This window comes from Streptomyces sp. NPDC088194, from assembly GCF_040702025.1.
Taxonomy (GTDB): Bacteria; Actinomycetota; Actinomycetes; order Streptomycetales; family Streptomycetaceae; genus Actinacidiphila.
In genome coordinates, this window is the sequence record NZ_JBFBIV010000008.1 from 122613 (window position 1) to 139539 (window position 16927).

Here is a 16927-nt window from a genome sequence, read left to right on the forward strand (position 1 = left end):
GACTCGGGAACATGAGCAGCGCACCCGTGTCCGTATCGCCGACGCCGCCGCGTGACGCGCGGCGGCGGGTCCTGGTCGTGGACGACGACCCGACCGTCGCGGAGGTCGTCGCGAGCTATCTGGACCGGGCCGGGTTCGCGGTCGAGCGGGTCGCGGACGGTCCGTCGGCGGTGGCGCGGGCGGCGGCGATCCGGCCGGATCTGGTGGTGCTCGATCTGATGCTGCCGGGCATGGACGGTCTGGAGGTGTGCCGGCGGCTGCGCGAGCCGGGGCCGCTGCCGGTGGTGATGCTCACCGCGCGTGGCGACGAGGACGACCGCATCCTCGGCCTGGAGGTCGGCGCGGACGACTACGTGACGAAGCCGTTCAGCCCCCGCGAGCTGGTGCTGCGCGTGGAGTCGGTGCTGCGGCGGGCGGGCAGCCCGCCCGCGGCCGGCCCCTGGCTGCGGGCCGGGTCGCTCGCGCTGGACCCCGCGGCCCGGCGCGCGCTGCGGCAGGGCGAGGAACTGGCGCTGACCATACGCGAGTTCGACCTGCTCGCCTTCTTCCTGCGGCACCCCGGCCGCGTGCTGGGCCGCGAGGAGCTGATGCGTCGGGTGTGGGGCTGGGAGTTCGGCGACCTGTCCACGGTCACCGTGCATGTCCGGCGGCTGCGCGAGAAGGTCGAGGACGACCCGGCCCGGCCCCGGCTGATCAGCACGGTGTGGGGGGTGGGCTACCGCTTCGACCCGGCCGACGTCGGCTCTGCCGCCGACGGCACGGGCCCGGCCGCGGGTACGGACGAGGGCGCGGGTGCGCACCTGGCAAGGGAGGGGGACGCGGGGCCGGCGCCGGACGGGACCGCGAGCCCCCCGAGTGAGGTGCGCGATGCGTGACGTCCTGCTGATCGCCGCCTATGCGGCGATGGGCGCCGCGGCGGCCGGGCTGCTGGGCGCGCTGGCGCTGCGGCTGCTGCGGAACCGCTCGGTCGCGCTGTCGCTCGCCGTGGTCGCCGCGGTGACCGTCGCCGCGATGCTCGCGGGCACCCTGTCGGTGGCGTGGGCGATGTTCCTGTCCGAGCACGACCTCGGAGTGGTGACCACGGTGTGCGCCATAGCGGCGGTGGTCTCGCTCGCGGTCGCCCTGATCCTGGGGCGGCGGGTGGTGGCGGGCAGCCGCGCGCTGACCGAGGCGGCCCGCGCCTTCGGCGACGGCGGCCCCTTCGCCGCCCCCGCCCAGGCACCCACGGCCGAACTGGCCGATCTGGGGCGCGAGCTGGCCGCCACCAGCGCCAAGCTGGCGGCTTCCCGGGAGCGGGAGCGCGCCCTGGAGGCGTCCCGGCGCGAGCTGGTCGCGTGGATCTCGCACGACCTGCGCACCCCGCTGGCCGGGCTGCGGGCGATGACCGAGGCCCTGGAGGACGGGATAGCGGAGGACCCCGCGCGCTACCACCGGCAGATCCGCGCCGAGGTGGACCGGCTCAGCGGCATGGTCGGCGATCTCTTCGAACTCTCCCGCATCCAGGCCGGGGTGCTCGCGCTGACGCCCGCCCGTATGTCGGTGTACGACCTGGTGGGCGACGCGATCGCCGGCGCCAACCCGCTCGCCGCCGAGCACGGCGTACGGCTGGTCGGCGACCGGGTGGAGCAGGTGCCGATCGAGGTGGACGGCCGGGAGATGACCAGGGTGCTGGCGAACCTCCTGGCCAACGCGATCCACCGCACCCCCGCAGACGGCACCGTGGCGGTCTCTGCCCGGCACGACTCGGCCTCGCACTCGGTGGTGCTGTCCGTCACCGACGGCTGCGGCGGCATCCCGGCGGACGACCTGCCGCGGGTCTTCGACACCGGCTGGCGCGGCACCGGCGCGCGCACCCCTCCGGCCGGCGCCGGCCTCGGACTGGCCATCGTGCGCGGCATCGTGGAGGCCCACCACGGTCGCGCCTCGGTGCACAACGTGCCGGGCGGCTGTCGCTTCGAGGTCCTGCTCCCGGCAGCGGGATGACCCGAGGCCGCCCGGCCGACGACCGCCCCCCGGTCCTACGCCGCGGCCCGACCAGCGCCGCCGCCCGTGACCACCGCCGGCCGTGACCGTTACCGCCCATGACCGCTGCCGCGCGGGCCGCGCCCTGGGCGACGGCCTTGCCGTGAGCGCGGCCGGCCCGTGATCCTGGTGCGGTGCCCGGTCAGCGGAAGCGGAGACGTCAGCGGCTCGACGCGAGCCGTCGGGCCGCCGCTCGCACGGCCGCCGGCACGGGCCGCTGGGACGTGGTCTTCGAGACTCAGGACGAGCGGGAGTGGCGCGCCCGGCTGCCCGAACTGCTCGCCGGGGACGAGCCGATCGACCCCGCCATGGCCCGGATCGACACGCTCTGTGGCCGGCTGGCCCAGCCGACCACCTACCGGTTGAGCGTCTTCGTGCCTGACCCCGCCGGCGGCCGGCCTCGTACCGACCCGGCTCGCTGATCCCGAACGGCCCTTGGCAACGTCGGCCGTGCGGCCGACCCCGCGCGCCCGTTACCGACGGGGGGTACGCGGCACGCGGGCCGGCCACCCGGCCCGGAACACCCGCCCGGCCCGGAACACCCGCGCACCCTCATCACGCCAGCGCGGGCACCTCCATGGTGAGCACGGGCCGGGCCGCCGCCGGGTCGCCGGGCGCGCCGGGCGGAGGCGCGTCGAGGACCGCCGGGACACCCAACGGCATCGTCAGCGTGGACGCGCAGTGCCCGAAGCCGAACTCCTCGACCACCGGCACCCCGAGCGGCCCGAGCAGGTCCACCAACAGGTCGCGCACCGCGTCGTAGGGCCCGCAGTCCGCCCAGGAACCGAGCACGACCGCACCGACCCCGTCGAACCAGCCCGCCCGCAGCAGTTGGGTGAGGTAGCGGTCGAGGCGGTACGGCTCCTCGCCGACGTCCTCCAGCAGGAGGATGCCGCCGGCCGCCGACGGGCGCGCGTACGGCGTGCCGAGGTCGGCGGCGAGCAGGGACAGGCAGCCGCCGAGGGTGACTCCCTCGGCCCGGCCGGGGACGAGGGTGCGGGCACCGGCCGGGGCCAGCACCTGCACCGTCTCCGGCTCGAACAGGGTGCGCCGCAATCCGTCGCGGGTCGGGGCGTCGTCGAGGAAGGTGGCGGCCGCGGCCATCGGGCCGTGCACGGTGGCCAGGCCGAGCCGGGTGGCGACGGCCTCGTGCAGGGCGGTGATGTCGCTGTAGCCGATGAGCGCCTTCGGGGGCGCGGCCCGCATCTCGTCCCAGTCCAGCAGGTCGACCATCCGCTGCACGCCGTAGCCGCCGCGGGCGCAGAGCACCGCGGTGGTGGTGGGGTCGCACCAGGCGTCCTGGAAGTCGTCCGCCCTGGCCTGGTCGCTGCCGGCGAGGTAGCCGGAGCGGTGAATGTCCAGGACGTGCGGGGCCACTTCCGGCTCCAGGCCCCAGCCGCGCAGCACCTCGACACCTGCCGCGAGCCGGTCGGCCGGTACCGGTCCGCTGGGGGCCACCACGGAGATCCGGTCGCCCGGGCTGAGCCGGCGCGACCGGATCAGCGCGGGCACGGGGACGCCGACGACATCGGCGACCCGTCGCAGCCGTTCGGTCATGAGGTCGGCTCCTGCCCGGTCATGTGGTCAGCTCCAGCGCCGGCACCCCGGCCGGGGTGAAGCCGAACACCTGGCCGTAGAGCGACAGTTCGGCCTCCAGACAGGTCACCATGGTGTCGAGCAGGCGGAAGCCGTGGCTCTCGCCGGCGAAGGCGCGGTACGCGTGCGGAATGCCGCGCCCTGCGACGGCGGCGAGGAACCGCTCACACTGCACCGGCGGGCAGATCACGTCGTCGAGCCCCTGGAGCAGCAGGAACGGCACCCCGATCCGGTCGCTGCGGTTGATCGGCGAGCGGTCGCGGTAGCGCTCGGGCACCTCGTCGACCGGTCCGACCAGCGACTCCAGGTACTGCGACTCGAAGTCATGGGTCTCACCGCCCTGCTTCGACCAGCCGAGCAGGTCGAGGATCGGGTAGATCACCGTGCCGCAGGCGTAGGTGTCGGTGCTGGTCAGGGCCGCCGCGCTGGTCCAGCCACCGGCGCTACCGCCCCGGATGGCGAGCCGGTCCGGATCGGCGGCGCCCTCCGCGACCAGCCCCTGGGCGACCGCGGCGCAGTCCTCGACGTCGACCACGCCCCACTGCTCGCGCAGCCGGTTGCGGTACTCGCGGCCGTGGCCGGTGGAGCCGCCGTAGTTGACCTCGGCGACCCCGATGCCGCGCGAGGTGAAGTAGGCGATCTCCAGGTCGAGCACCATCGCCGCGCGGCTGGTCGGCCCGCCGTGCACCCAGATCGCGTACGGCGCGGGGCCGTCGGCGGTGATCTCCGGGTGACGCGGTGGGTAGACGTGGGCGTGCACCTCGCGGCCGTCGGGGCCGGTGAAGGTGCGGGCGACCGGTTCGGGGAGGTACGCGGGGTCGACCGTGTCGTGGTGCGCGTTGCCGATCACGCGGGTGCGGCCGACGGCGGTGTCGAGCTCGACCACCTCGTAGGAGGTGCGGCCGCTCGCGGCGATGCCGATCACCCGGCCGCCGGTGGCGGCGAGGGTCGGGTTCCACTCCGTCCACGGGCCGGGGGCGTCGATGACGTCGCCGGTGGCGGTGTCGAGCAGCCCGAGCCGGGGGGCGCCGACGCCGTGCAGCACCGCGATCAGGCCGTGCTCCAGCGGCTGGAACCAGCGCTGGCCGAGCTTCCACAGCGCCCCGGCGAACTCCTCCTCGCGCGGGCACAGGTTGACCGCGTCGCCGCCCACCGGGTCGACCCGGTGGATGTTCCACCAGCCGGTGCGGTCGGTGGCGGCGAGCAGGGTGCCGTCCGGCGCCCACTCGGCCTGCGAGACGGACTCCTCGGGGCCGCCGATCAGGGTGCGGGCCGGACCGAACACGCCGTCGGCGCCCACGTCGGCGATCCGCAGCTCGGTGCCGTCCCACGGCATGAGCGGGTGGTCCCAGGCGAGCCAGACCGCCCGCGCGCCGTCGGGCGACAGCCGCGGTCCGGTGACGAAGCGGTGGGCCTCGGCGGCCAGTTCGCGTACGGCGCCGCGGTCGTCGGCGGCCGAGCCGTCCAGCGGGACGGCCGCGGGCACCCGGCGCACGTCCGAGGGCCCCTCCCCGGTGAACTCCTCCAGCACGCCCCAGACCTCGCCGCGCTCCGGGCTGATCGTGAGGTCGGCCCAGCGCAGACCGCCGCCGACCGGCGAGACCGGGGTGAGCGGGCGCGGCTCGCTCTCCGGCTGGTCGGGGCGGAAGGCGTACAGCCGCTGGTCGAGGTGGTGCGCGAAGACGATCAGCGCCGAGCCGTCGAGGACCGCGCCCGCCCAGGGGGTGCCGCCGTACTCGATGACGCGGCTGCGGACGTTCCAGGGCGCGGGCAGCGGGCACTGCTCGGTGCCGTCGGGCAGGCGGCGGATCAGCGCGCGCCGGCCGCCCTCGGCGGGGCGGGGCGAGGTCCACCACACCTCGTCGCCGACGACGCCCACGAACTCCGGGCTGCCGTCGTGCGAGGCGGCGGTGGTGGCGTCGATCGGTGACGGCCAGGTGCCGTAGGCGACGGCCGTCCGGTCGGTGGTGGTCATCGGGTGCCCTTCCCGGTGGTGGCGGTCGCGGTGCCGGTGGTGTGCGCGGCGGGTGCGCCGGTGCGGCGCAGGAAGCGGTCCAGCACCTCGACCCCGAAGTGCAGCGCCTCGACCGGGACATGCTCGTCCACGCCGTGGAAGAGCGCGTTGTAGTCGAAGCCGGGCGGCAGCTTCAGCGGCGAGAAGCCGTAGCCGGCGATGCCGAGCCGGGAGAACTGCTTGGCGTCGGTGCCGCCGGACATGCAGAACGGCAGCACGTGGGCGCCCGGGTCGAAGTGCTCCAGGGACTCGCGCATCGCGGCGAAGGTGGGCGAGTCGACGGGCGCTTCGAGGGCGACCTCGCGGTGGTGGTACTCCCAGTCGACGTCCGGCCCGGTGAGCCGGTCCATGGTGGTGGTGAACTCCTCCTCGCCGCCGGGCAGCACGCGTCCGTCGATGTGGGCGGTGGCGGAGCCGGGGATGACGTTCACCTTGTAACCGGCCTGGAGCATGGTCGGGTTGGAGCTGTTGCGGACGGTCGAGCGGATGAAGGACGCGGCCGGGCCGAGCTTGGTGAGCAGGGCGTCGATGCTGTCGGGGTCGGTCGCTCCGTCGCCGTCGGTGACGCGGTCGAGGTCGACGTCCACGCCCTGGAGCGCGGCCAGTTCGGTGAGTGCGGCGCGCACGGTGTCGCTCAGCCGCAGCGGCCAGCGGTGGTCGCCGATCCGGGCGACGGCGGCGGCGAGCCGGCTGACGGCGTTGTCCGCGTTGACCTTCGAGCCGTGGCCGGCCCGGCCGCGCGCGGTGAGCTTGAGCCAGGCGGTGCCGCGCTCGCCGGCCGCGACCGGGTAGAGCCGCAGGCCGTCGCCCGCGTGGAAGGTGTAGGCGCCGGACTCGCTGATGCCCTCGGTGCAGCCCTCGAAGAGCTCGGGGTGCTTGTCGGCGAGGAACCCGGAGCCGTAGTCGGCGCTGTCCTCCTCGTCGGCGGTGAAGGCGAGCACGATGTCGCGGACCGGGCGGTGGCCCGCCCGGGCCCAGTTGCGGACGGTGGCGAGCACCATCGCGTCCATGTTCTTCATGTCGATGGCGCCGCGGCCCCAGACCACGCCGTCGCGGATCTCGCCGGAGAAGGGGTGCACGCTCCAGTCGGCGGCCTCGGCGGGCACCACGTCGAGGTGGCCGTGCACGAGGAGCGCGTCGGCGGACGGGTCGGTGCCGGGGATGCGCGCGACCACGTTGGCCCGGCCGGGGGCGGACTCCAGGATCTGCGGCTCGATGCCGGCGTCGGCGAGTTGCCGCGCGACGTATTCGGCTGCGGGGCGTTCGTTGCCGTCGCCACCGCCGCGGTTGGTGGTGTCGATCCGGATCAGGTCGGAGGTGAAGCGGACCACCTCGTCGAGCGCCTGTGCGTCGACAAACTGCTCAGCCATACTGCTCCTCCACGGCCTGCGAAACGAGTGTGGTGACCGCCTTGAAGGCGCGGATTCCTTCGTACATGGTCGGCAGGGTGTAGGCCACCCGCCGCTCTCCGGTGCGCTCGACGCCGGGTACCACGGTGGCGGCCCCGGCCAGGTGGACCGCGTCGAACTCCAGCTCCACCGTGTACGGCCCGGCCTCGGCGGGTGCGTGTTTGACGGCGAGCGCGGCGGCCTGCTTGGCGGCGGACCGGATGTCGGCGGCGGTGCGCGCGGGCGGGCGGCACACCGCGGCGTACCGCGACACGTAGTCCTTGACGGCGACCGTGTGGGCCTCGGGGGCGTATCCCCGCGCGTCCAGCCCGGTCCGGTCGTCGCCGGTGACGAGCACCACCGGGACGCCGTACTCGGCGACGACCAGGGCGTTGAGCCGGCCCTCGCTGGCCGGCTCGCCGTTGACCCACACGCCGGTGATGGAGTTGGCGAGGTAGGTGTGGGCGAGGACGCCCTCGGTGCCGGCGCCGGTGTGGTACCCGACGAAGGCGATGCCGTCGACGTCGCCGTGCTGGACGCCCTCGACCATCGACAGGTCCTTGTGGCGGCCGGTGAGCATCTGGGCGCGCTCGTCCAGCTTCTCCAGCAGGAGGTTGCGCATGGACCAGTGCGCCTCGTTGACAAGGACCTCGTCGGCGCCGCCGTCGAAGAAGCCGGCGATCGCCGCGTTGACGTCGGACGTGAACATATGGCGGCAGCGCTGCCACTGCTCGCTGCCCGGCAGGACGTCGGCCGGCCACGTCACGCCGGTCGCGCCTTCCATGTCCGCCGAGATGAGGATCTTCGTCATGAGCGTCACGTTACGCGGCCCCGTGACGGCCGTGCCAGCCCCTCCTCCCCGCCTGTGGATAACTTCAATGGTCCAGACCTCTCGGGCGGGCCGGTCCGATCCCGCGGGCGGCCCCTCACCTCACCCCTTCCGGCCCGCGACCAGCCACTTCGACGGCACCGCCACCCGCTCCCCGGCCGCGTCGAACTCGACGGTCAACAGGGGTTGTTCACCTTGCGCGAGTATGTCGAGGCCCGCGTCGGAGAAGTAGCCGGGCACCGCCGCGTCGGCCACCTCGCCCGGCGCGATGCCGTGCGAGAAGATCGCCCGGAGTTTCAGCGAAGGACCGGCCGGCGCCGCGGCGAGCGCGCCGAGCACCCCCTTCGCCGCCTCCGCCAGCTCCAGCGCGAAGACCCGGCCGCGCACGCCGGTCAGCTCGGCGATGCCCGCCACCAGTTCGGCCCGGTCCTGCGGCGCGCACTGGTGCAGCACGCCCCGCATGTACACGTTCGCGTCACCGGTCTCCGCGTGCAGCCGCCGCATCGCCTCGCGGTCGACGGCGTCCAGCACCTCGTAGCCCGCCGCGCCGTGCGGGTCCGCCCGCCGGGCCCTGGCCACCGCCTCCCGCGACAGGTCCGCACCCACCACCCGGTCGTACCGGCCGGCGAGGAAGCGCGTCTGCGTGCCGTTGCCGCAGCCCAGGTCGACCAGTGGCAGCCCCGGGTCGAAGTACCCCTCGAAGTGCGGCAGATGCAGCGCCGACGCGAGCGCGGGCTCGACGTCCCAGAGCGCCCCGCCCACCTCGTCCGGCGCGTCCTTCCAGAAGCTCTCCCAGACCTGCTGGTACTCGCCGGTCACCTTCATGGGTACGCACCTCCGCCGTGGAACCGCCGCATGTCCTTGCCCGCTACCCCTGTTCACCCCCGCGCACGCCCGCGCGCGCGTAGCCGCCCCGCACCTTCTCCCCCTGCTCCCCCGCACACCCCGCAGGAGCCACCCGGCTCACAGGCCCCGCGGCAGGGCCAGCTCGCACCAGACCGTCTTCCCGTGCGCGGACCGGCTGGTGCCCCACTCGCGGGCCAGCCGGCTGACGATCCGCATGCCGCGCCCGCCCTCGTCCTCGGCGCCGGCGCTCAGCAGGACCGGCACCGCGTGGTCGTCGTCGCCGACCTCGCACAGCAGGGCACCTGCCCGCACCAGCCGCAGGCTCACCCGGTCGGTGCGCGCGTGGCGCAGCGCGTTGGTGACCAGCTCGTCGACCAGCAGCTCCGCGCTCTCGCCGATCGCGTCCAGACCCCAGCCGTGCAGCGCCGCCCGGACCAGGCCGCGGGCCCGGGCCGCCTCGCGCGGGTCGTTCGCCAGCTCCCAGGCCGCCACGTCGCCGCGCGGGATGCCGTTGAGCCGCGCCATCAGCAGCGCCACGTCGTCCTTGCGGCCACCGCGCGGGTTCAGGGCGCGGATGATCGTGTCGCAGGCGTCGTCCATCGACGCGGCCGGGTGCGCGGCGCTCTCGCACAGGGCGGCGAGCCCGGCGCCGATGTCCTGGCCGCGCACCTCGACCAGGCCGTCGGTGCACAGCACCAGCCGGTCACCGGGCGCGACCGGCACCCGGACCGTCTCGAAGGCGACCCCGCCGACGCCCAACGGCGCGCCGGTGGGCACCTCCAGCAGCTCGCTGCGCCCGTCGGCGGCGCGCACCAGGACCGGCGGGATGTGCCCGGCGTTGCCGATCAGCAGGTCGGACTCGACCGGGTCGTAGACCGCGTAGAGGCAGGTGGCCAGGTACTGCTCGCCGAGCCGCTGGGCGAGGTCGTCGAGGTTGCGCAGCAGGTGCGCGGGCGGCATGTCGAGCCCGGCCATGGTCTGCACGGCGGTACGGAACTGGCCCATCATCGCGGCCGAGTTCAGGCCGTGCCCCATCACGTCGCCGACCACCAGGGCCAGCCGGGAGCCGGGCAGCTTGATGGTGTCGAACCAGTCGCCGCCGACCCGGCCGAGCCGGGTGCCCGGCAGGTAGCGGGTGGCCACGTCGCAGCCGGGCATGCGCGGCGCGATGTGCGGGAGCATGCTGTCCTGGAGGGTGTCGGCGACGTTCTCCTGGTAGGTGTACATCCGGGCGTTGTCGAGCACGAGCCCGGCGCGGGCGGCGAGTTCGGCGCCCGTGACACGGTCCATGTCGTCGAACGCGGGCCGCTCCCGGTGGCGCAGCAGGATCATGAAGCCGAGCACCACGTCGCGCGCCTTGAGCGGCACCACCAGCATCGAGCGGTGGTTGATCAGCGGGCTGATGTCGCGCTTGGGGAACTGCGCGGCGATCGCGTTGCCCATCTCCTCGCTGATCCGCGGCACCAGGACGGGCTCGCCGGTGGTCATGCAGCGGAAGAACGGGGTCTGCGCCGGGAACGGCATGGACTCGCCGACCGGCACCACGTCGTCCCAGCGGCCCGGCTCGTCGGTGTGCTCGACCGCGACGCGGTACCACATGGTGGTGACGTCGGGCGGACCGTCCGGGAAGCCCTCGCCGGCCAGTACCTGCTCGCGCAGGTAGGTGCCCGCGACGTCGGTGAAGCGCGGCACGACTGCCGCGCTGACCTCCTCGATGGTGCGGGCCAGGTCCAGGGAGCTGCCGATCCTGCGGCTGACCTCGTTGAGGAACTCCAGGTGCTCGCGGACCGCCGCGTACTCCAGGTCGGGCGCCAGGTCGTCGTCCGCGGTCGAGGGCCCCGTGCCGCCGGCCACTCCGACGACCGCCGATGCGCCGGCGTGCGCTCTTCGCTCCCCAGCACCCGCGCCCACACCCGCGCCCGCTCCCGCTGCTGCGCCGGCATCCGCATCCGCGCCCGCATCCGCTCCGGCGCGGGCGGCCTCGGCGGCCCGCCGTCTTGCCTCGCGCTCGGCCCGGCGCGGCACGCCCCAGTCCGGGGTGACCGGCACCCGGTCCTGGCGGCTGACCTCCAGCACCGGATACCCCAGCTCCAGCACCTGGGCCACGATCCGGGCGCTGTCCAGCGGGTTCATGCTGGGCAGGATCTCCGGTAACCGCTTGGCGAGCTCGTCGGAGCCCGGGAACTCGGCGAACACCGAGTGCAGCGCGAAGCCCGGCGCGATCCGCTCGAAGACCTCGGCCGGCTCGGGGGCGTCCGACCCGGCCGCGGCGAGCGCCTCGGGGTCCACCACCCCGGCCTGCACGGCGTCCGCGGCGAGCACCAGCAGCCGCTCGGGCCCCGGGCCGACCAGCGGATACGCCCACCACAGCAGGTCCAGCGGCCGCGCGTCGTCCGCCCCGCCGCCCTCCTCAGCGAGCAGCACGCCCGCATCGCCGAGCGGCCCGCCCGCATCGCCGGCCACGCGGTGCGCCCGATCGAAGACCCGGGCCCGCCCCGCGGTGGGATACGCGCCCTCGCCGGCCTGGACCGGCTCCGGGTCGTCCTCCACCCAGGCAGCGTCCAGAGCCCCGACCACGGGCAGCACGTCGACCGCCGGGCGGCCGACCGCCTCGTCCCTGGTGGGCCCGAACAGGCGCCTGGCCCCCGTGCTCCAGTGGGAGATCTCACCCGCGACGTCGACGACCACCACCGCGAGCGGCACCCGGCCGGAAATCACTGGCGGATTGCGGCGGTCCATGGTTCGTTGGGCTCCTTCCCGTGGCAGTCACGGGGTCATGCCCGGGCGCGCCTGAGCTTGTCCCCGGCACATGATCCGCGATGCCGATACCACGGTACGGCCGGACCGGACCAGCAGGGGAGGCAAAGCAGGAAACCGGCGTACGCCCGCACGGGAGCAACCGATCCGAGCGTGCTAGCGTCCAAACCCTGTGTTCGAACTCTTGTCACGGTGGAGTTCGTTCCCGCCGGACGGGACCCCGGCCGGGACACTCCGCACCCGCTACCGGAAGAGGCCACGTGACCACCTGGCAGCCCGCGCGCGTCGCTGTCGTCCGCGGACCGAGGGGCCTGCTGCGACGGGTCGATCTGCGCCACCCGGTGGTCATCGCCACACTGCTGGCCGCCGTACTGCACGCGGTGTGGGCGCTGTACCTGGCCAAGGACTCGGGCGACATGGCCGCCCAGTACGCGTGGACGGAGTTCATAAAGGCCCACCCCGCCGCGTCGTACAACCTGTCCTGGTACGGCGGCATGCACCCGGCCTCGTACAGCATCCTGTCGCCGTACATCATGGCCGCGCTCGGGGTGCGGATGACCGGGGTGATCGCCGGCACCCTCACCGCGACGTTCTCCGCGGCGCTGCTGATGCGGGCCCGGGTGAAGCGGCCGCTGGTGCCGGTGCTGTGGACGACGTTCGCTCTTTGGGGTGATGTCGTCTCGGGCCGGGTCACCTTCGCGCTGGGCATGCTCTTCGCGGTGGTCGCCACGATGGTGCTCTACCCCGTGGAGCGGGCCGCACGCGGCCGGTCGCCGCGGCTGGCGCTCGCCACGGTCATGGCGGCGTTCGCCACGATGTGCAGCCCGGTCGCCGGGCTCTTCCTGCTCGTGGTCGCCGCCGCGCTGTTCCTGACCGGCCGGCGCAAGGACGCGTACATACTGGCCGCCGCGCCGCCGCTGGTGGTCGGCGCCACCTCGCTGCTCTTCCCCTTCTACGGGGTGCAGCCCTTCAAGTGGTACTTCGCGATCATCCCGTTCGCGGTGTCGGTCGCGATCGCGCTCGCGGTGCCCAAGGCGTGGAAGGCCATCCACCTGGGCTCGTGGGTCTACGCGGCGGGCGTGGTGCTGACCTTCGTCATCCCCTCGCCGATCGGCAGCAACGTCGAACGGCTCGCGCTGCTGTACGGCGGCACGATACTGCTGATCGTCGCGATGGCGAGCACCTGGGGCACCAAGCGGACGCTGCTGCTGTGGCTGGCCTTCGCCGGGACCGCGTCCTGGCAGATCACGAAGCCGATAGTGGACCAGGTCACCACCTCCTCGGGGACCTCCTCCGTGCAGGCGTCCTCCCTGATCCACGAGTTGCGCACGCTGCGTGCCGACCGCGGCCGGGTCGAGGTGGTACCGCTGCGCTCGCACTGGGAGGCGTCCGGCCTGTCGCCGTACGTCAACCTCGCGCGCGGCTGGAACCGGCAGGCCGACGTGGAGCGCAACCCGCTCTTCTACGACGGGACCCTGACCCCCGACACCTACCGGGACTGGCTGCGCCGCTGGAGCGTCAACTACGTGGTGCTGCCCGCGGCCCAGCCGGACGGCGCGGGCGTCGCCGAGGCGAAGCTGGTGGCGGCGGGACAGCCCTGGATGACCGAGGTGTGGCACGACCCGGACTGGCAGGTGTATTCCGTGACGGGTGCGGACCCGATGGCGGACCCGCCGGCCGTGGTCGACCAGGCCGGCCCTGCCGATCTGACCGTCACGATGCCGAGCAGCGGGTCGGTGCTGCTGCGCATCCCGTGGTCGCCCGTGCTGGGGATCGAGGGGGCCGCCGACAACGACAGCGGGTGCCTCGCGCCCGACGGTGACTGGACGCGGCTGTACGCGCCCAAGGCCGGGACGTACAAGATCGGCGGGACCTACGCGCTGATCCGCGGGACGCAGTGCGACAAGGCGCAGATCCAGGACGGCACCGGCCGCAACCCCTCCTCCGGGGGAGGGTGACCCACCCACCCGGGCGGCCTGTCCTGTCGGCCCGTCCTGTCGGCCCAGGGACCGCCCCCGGTGGTTGATCGCTGGGGGTACCCCCTCTGAGCACGTCCCCGCGCCCCTTGAGGGTCGGCGTCCTTCCGCGGAAGGAGCCGCACCTGTCTCAAGGGGCGCGGATGGCTGCGCGCTCGGCCGCATGCTCACAGCCGGTCCCTGGACCGACAGGACAGGGCGCTGGGGAGGGTCCGCCCGGGCCGCCCGCGGGGACTAGTCCGCGTGGCCCAGCTGGAGGTCGCGTTCCGTGCGGCCGCCCCCGGCGACCTGGAGCACCGTGGCCACCGGCGGGTACCCCGCCGCGATGACGGTGTACTCGCCGGCCGCGAGGTCGACGAACCGGAAGTGGCCGTCAGGGCCGGTGGTGACGGAGTCGACGACGTTGCCGGCGGCGTCGAGGAGGGTGACGCGGGCGTCCTCCACCAGGCGGCCCCCGGGCGCGCGGACGATGCCGCGCAGGGAGGCGCCGCCGGCGAGCTCGACGTCCTGGCGGGTCTCGCGGGACGCCTGGACGGTGACGGGGAGGGCGGCCGGCCGGTAGGCGGGCGCGCTGGCCGCGAGGGTGTACTCCCCGGCGACGAGTTCGGTGAGCGCGTAGACGCCCTCGCGGCCGCTGCGGGAGGTGGCCACGACGTCGCCGCGTACGTCGGTGAGCGTGACGATCGCGTCCCGGACCGGGGTGCCGTCGGCGGTGTGGACGGTGCCGGCCAGCCGCCCGGCGCCGCCGAGCACGACGTCGAGTTCGACCGGGTGGTCGCCGACGGCGACGGTGACGGCCTGCGGCTGGTGCCCGCCGGCCGCGGCGATCAGGACGTAGCTGCCGGCGCCCGGGGTGCTCAGGGCGTAGCGGCCGTCCTCCGCGGTGGCGCCGCGGCCGACCTGGCGGCCGGAGCCGTCGATGAGGGTGAGGGCGGCGCGGCCCACGGAGGTGCCGTCGGAGTGCTGGACGGTGCCGCACACCGGGACGCCGCCCTGGCCGCGCCGGGCACCGGGCACCACCGAGTCGGGTGCGGGACCGCCGGGGGCGATCGTGGCGGTCACGGCGGCGGGGTTCGCGCCGTAGACGGGGTCGTGGCCGGACTCGTAGGGGGTTTCGTACCCGGGGTCGTAGCCGGGGTCGTAACCGGGTTCGTACGCCGCCTGAGCGGCGGGGCCGTGCTGGGTCACCAGGGGTTTCTCCTTGAGCAGGAAGGTGATGAGGAAGCCGAGGACGAGGACCGGCACCAGGTAGAGGAAGATCCGCGGCATGGCGTCGGCGTACGCGTGTACGTATCCGTCGCGAAGGGACGCGGGCAGGGTGCGGACCAGTTGGGGGGTGACCGACTCGGGGTCGGGCAGTTTGACGCCGCGCGGGAGGTCGTTGGCGAGCTGGTGGCTGAGGCGGTTGGCGAACAGGGTGCCGAAGACCGCGGCGCCGACGGAGCCGCCGATCTGCCGGAAGTAGTTGTTGGCGCTGGTCGCGGAGCCGATGTCGGTGGGCTTCACCGAGTTCTGCACGGCGAGCACCAGGACCGGCAGGATCAAGCCGATGCCGAGGCCGAGCACCGCCATGTAGACGCTGTACTCGGGGCGCGCGGTGTGGGCGTCCAGCCGGGAGAGCAGATACATCCCGATCGCGGACAGGCCGCTGCCGACCAGCGGGAAGACCTTGTAGCGGCCGGTGCGGCTGATGAGCTGCCCGCTGCCGATGGAGGCGACCACGACGCCGAGCATCATCGGGAGCATCAGCAGCCCGGAGCCGGTGGCGCTGGCGCCGTCGACCATCTGGAGAAACGTCGGCAGGTAGCTGGCGGCGCCGAAGAGGGCGACGCCGACCACGGCGCCGATCAGCGCGGAGGTGTTGAACACCCCGTCGCGGAACAGCCGCAGCGGGATGACGGGTTCGGCGGCGAACCGCTCCACGAGGACGAAGAGCAGCACGCACACGACGGTGCCCCCGGCGAGCCCGAGGATCTCCTTGGACCGCCAGCCGTAGGTGGAGCCGCCCCAGGTGGTCAGCAGCACCAGGCAGGTCGAGCCGGCCGCCAGCAGCAGGGCGCCGATCACGTCGAGCCGGGGCCGGGCGGTGGGTTTGGGCAGCTTGAGCACCAGGCTGATCACCACCAGGGTGACCAGGCCGAAGGGCACGTTGATGGAGAAGCACCAGCGCCAGGAGGCGTGGTCGGTGAAGAAGCCGCCCAGCAGCGGTCCCGCGACCGAGGCGACGCCGAACGCGGCGCCGATCAGGCCCATGTACCGGCCGCGTTCGCGGGGCGGCACGATGTCGGCCATGATCGCCTGCACGCCGATCATCAGCCCGCCGCCGCCGATGCCCTGGATCGCGCGGAAGGCGATCAGCTCGTTCATCGTCTGGGACCAGGCGGCGAGCGCCGAGCCGACCACGAAGGTCAGGATCGCGAACTGGAAGACGCTCTTGCGGCCGAAGAGGTCGCCGAGCTTCCCGTAGATCGGCAGGCCGATGGTGGAGGAGAGCAGGTAGGCGGTGACGACCCAGGACATCCGGTCCAGGCCGTGCAGTTCGCCGACGATCTTGGGCAGTGCGGTCGCCACGATCATCTGGTCGAGGGCGGCCAGCAGCAGGGCGAGCATCAGCCCGAGGAAGACCAGCCGAAGCCGGCGCGGGGTGAGGGCGCCCGGCTCCCCCTCGGGGCCGGTGGCGAGCACGTCGGGGGGCGGCTGCGCCGCACCGCCCGCCGTGCCGTCCACCGGCCCGGCCTCGCCCAGGACTTCGTCCGGGTGAGGTTCCCCCAGTCGCTCGATCAGCGTGCCGCCACTCACTGCCACTCCCCTCGTCACACCTGCTCCGCCACCGTCTCCCGCCATGAGGCGACAACGACGGACGGACCCGGCGAGTCTCAGGAAGTTGGCAAAACCACCCTTACTGGTGAATGCTCGCGAAACCGGGCGAGTATCGGGGGAGTTACTGCTCCACCTCGGCGGCGAGCTTGGCGAGCACCTCGTCGTGGATGGCGTTGAGGCCCTTGGGGGCGAACGTCCGCTCGAAGAAGCCGCCGACGCCCGTGGCGCCCTGCCAGGCGGTCGCGTTGACCACCTTGCTGCGGCCCTCGCCGGCCGGGGTGACGGTCCAGGTGGTCACCATCGAGGAGTTGCGGTCGGTCTCGACGAGCTGCCCGGCGGCGGGCGCGGTGACGTCGAAGAGGCACTCGCGCACGCGCTTGCTGGTCGCCTGGAGCTTCCAGTGCACGACGGTGCCGGCGCCCTCGCCGCCCTCGCGGACCTCGTACTCGCTGTACTGACCGGGCAGGACCCGGCCGCGGGTGCCGGCGTAGTCGGCCAGGGCGGCGAACACCCGCTCCGGCTCCGCCGCGACGATCCGCTCCGTGGTGGCCTCGACCAGCGCCATGACTTCTCCTCGGGTCCATGCCCCTGCGGGCATCGGGGTGCTTGGTGCGCGCACTTCCTCACGCGACACACCAGCCAACCACACTCGCTTATCGAATCTGTGTTCTATTGTGGG

At 73.9% G+C, this 16927-nt stretch carries 12 protein-coding genes; 4 read left to right on the forward strand and 8 right to left on the reverse strand.

The genetic code is table 11. The annotated features are described in order from the left end of the window. Window positions 1-11 precede the first annotated feature (11 nt). From AB0399_RS06550 to AB0399_RS06560, 3 genes are all read left to right on the forward strand, one after another. Window positions 12-875, forward strand: a complete 864-nt coding sequence (locus AB0399_RS06550; RefSeq protein ID WP_366410453.1) for a response regulator transcription factor — start codon at window positions 12-14, stop codon at window positions 873-875. Beyond that, a complete protein-coding gene (locus AB0399_RS06555) occupies window positions 868-1983 on the forward strand; it encodes a HAMP domain-containing sensor histidine kinase (RefSeq protein WP_329363491.1) in 1116 nt (371 codons plus the stop codon). The genes AB0399_RS06550 and AB0399_RS06555 overlap by 8 nt, the downstream gene beginning before the upstream one ends. Window positions 1984-2156: 173 nt before the next feature. Next, on the forward strand, window positions 2157-2444 hold the full coding sequence (locus AB0399_RS06560) for a hypothetical protein (RefSeq protein ID WP_329363493.1): 288 nt from the start codon (window positions 2157-2159) through the stop codon (window positions 2442-2444). A gap of 133 nt (window positions 2445-2577) precedes the next feature. On the opposite strand, the gene AB0399_RS06565 is transcribed toward AB0399_RS06560, so the two are convergent. The 6 genes from AB0399_RS06565 to AB0399_RS06590 form a co-directional block, all read right to left on the reverse strand. Further along, window positions 2578-3579, reverse strand: a complete 1002-nt coding sequence (locus AB0399_RS06565) for an LD-carboxypeptidase (protein ID WP_329363495.1) — start codon at window positions 3577-3579, stop codon at window positions 2578-2580. Window positions 3580-3598: 19 nt separating this feature from the next. Continuing rightward, entirely contained in the window at window positions 3599-5593 is a 1995-nt protein-coding gene (locus AB0399_RS06570) for a prolyl oligopeptidase family serine peptidase (RefSeq protein ID WP_366410454.1), read from the reverse strand. Beyond that, window positions 5590-7002, reverse strand: coding sequence for a M20/M25/M40 family metallo-hydrolase (locus AB0399_RS06575; RefSeq protein ID WP_366410455.1), 1413 nt, complete (start codon window positions 7000-7002; stop codon window positions 5590-5592). Before AB0399_RS06575 ends, AB0399_RS06570 begins: the two co-directional genes overlap by 4 nt. Further along, window positions 6995-7831: a M55 family metallopeptidase gene (locus tag AB0399_RS06580; RefSeq protein WP_329363501.1), complete on the reverse strand. Its 837-nt coding sequence runs from the start codon at window positions 7829-7831 to the stop codon at window positions 6995-6997. The genes AB0399_RS06575 and AB0399_RS06580 overlap by 8 nt, the downstream gene beginning before the upstream one ends. A 120-nt stretch (window positions 7832-7951) precedes the next feature. After that, window positions 7952-8674: a methyltransferase domain-containing protein gene (locus AB0399_RS06585; RefSeq protein ID WP_366410456.1), complete on the reverse strand. Its 723-nt coding sequence runs from the start codon at window positions 8672-8674 to the stop codon at window positions 7952-7954. A gap of 138 nt (window positions 8675-8812) precedes the next feature. After that, window positions 8813-11434 (reverse strand): SpoIIE family protein phosphatase, encoded by a 2622-nt coding sequence (locus AB0399_RS06590; RefSeq protein ID WP_366410457.1) that lies wholly within the window; start codon window positions 11432-11434, stop codon window positions 8813-8815. A gap of 278 nt (window positions 11435-11712) precedes the next feature. Between AB0399_RS06590 and AB0399_RS06595 the strand changes: the two genes are divergently transcribed. After that, window positions 11713-13410, forward strand: a complete 1698-nt coding sequence (locus AB0399_RS06595; protein ID WP_366410458.1) for an MFS transporter — start codon at window positions 11713-11715, stop codon at window positions 13408-13410. A 252-nt stretch (window positions 13411-13662) separates the two neighbouring features. On the opposite strand, the gene AB0399_RS06600 is transcribed toward AB0399_RS06595, so the two are convergent. Further along, the gene (locus AB0399_RS06600) at window positions 13663-16227 is read right to left on the reverse strand and encodes an MFS transporter (protein ID WP_366410459.1); all 2565 of its coding nucleotides are present in this window, start codon (window positions 16225-16227) and stop codon (window positions 13663-13665) included. A 142-nt stretch (window positions 16228-16369) separates the two neighbouring features. Beyond that, complete coding sequence (locus tag AB0399_RS06605) at window positions 16370-16813, reverse strand: SRPBCC family protein (RefSeq protein ID WP_366410460.1); 444 nt, start codon at window positions 16811-16813, stop codon at window positions 16370-16372. Window positions 16814-16927 lie beyond the last annotated feature (114 nt).

What these genes read in the sequence shown, in the direction of transcription:
- AB0399_RS06550 (WP_366410453.1), top strand. Translation starts at nt 12, where the DNA reads ATGAGCAGCGCACCCGTGTCCGTATCGCCGACGCCGCCGCGTGACGCG.
- AB0399_RS06605 (WP_366410460.1), bottom strand. Translation starts at nt 16,813, where the DNA reads ATGGCGCTGGTCGAGGCCACCACGGAGCGGATCGTCGCGGCGGAGCCG.
- AB0399_RS06570 (WP_366410454.1), bottom strand. Translation starts at nt 5,593, where the DNA reads ATGACCACCACCGACCGGACGGCCGTCGCCTACGGCACCTGGCCGTCA.
- AB0399_RS06555 (WP_329363491.1), top strand. Translation starts at nt 868, where the DNA reads ATGCGTGACGTCCTGCTGATCGCCGCCTATGCGGCGATGGGCGCCGCG.
- AB0399_RS06565 (WP_329363495.1), bottom strand. Translation starts at nt 3,579, where the DNA reads ATGACCGAACGGCTGCGACGGGTCGCCGATGTCGTCGGCGTCCCCGTG.
- AB0399_RS06590 (WP_366410457.1), bottom strand. Translation starts at nt 11,434, where the DNA reads ATGGACCGCCGCAATCCGCCAGTGATTTCCGGCCGGGTGCCGCTCGCG.
- AB0399_RS06575 (WP_366410455.1), bottom strand. Translation starts at nt 7,002, where the DNA reads ATGGCTGAGCAGTTTGTCGACGCACAGGCGCTCGACGAGGTGGTCCGC.
- AB0399_RS06580 (WP_329363501.1), bottom strand. Translation starts at nt 7,831, where the DNA reads ATGACGAAGATCCTCATCTCGGCGGACATGGAAGGCGCGACCGGCGTG.
- AB0399_RS06585 (WP_366410456.1), bottom strand. Translation starts at nt 8,674, where the DNA reads ATGAAGGTGACCGGCGAGTACCAGCAGGTCTGGGAGAGCTTCTGGAAG.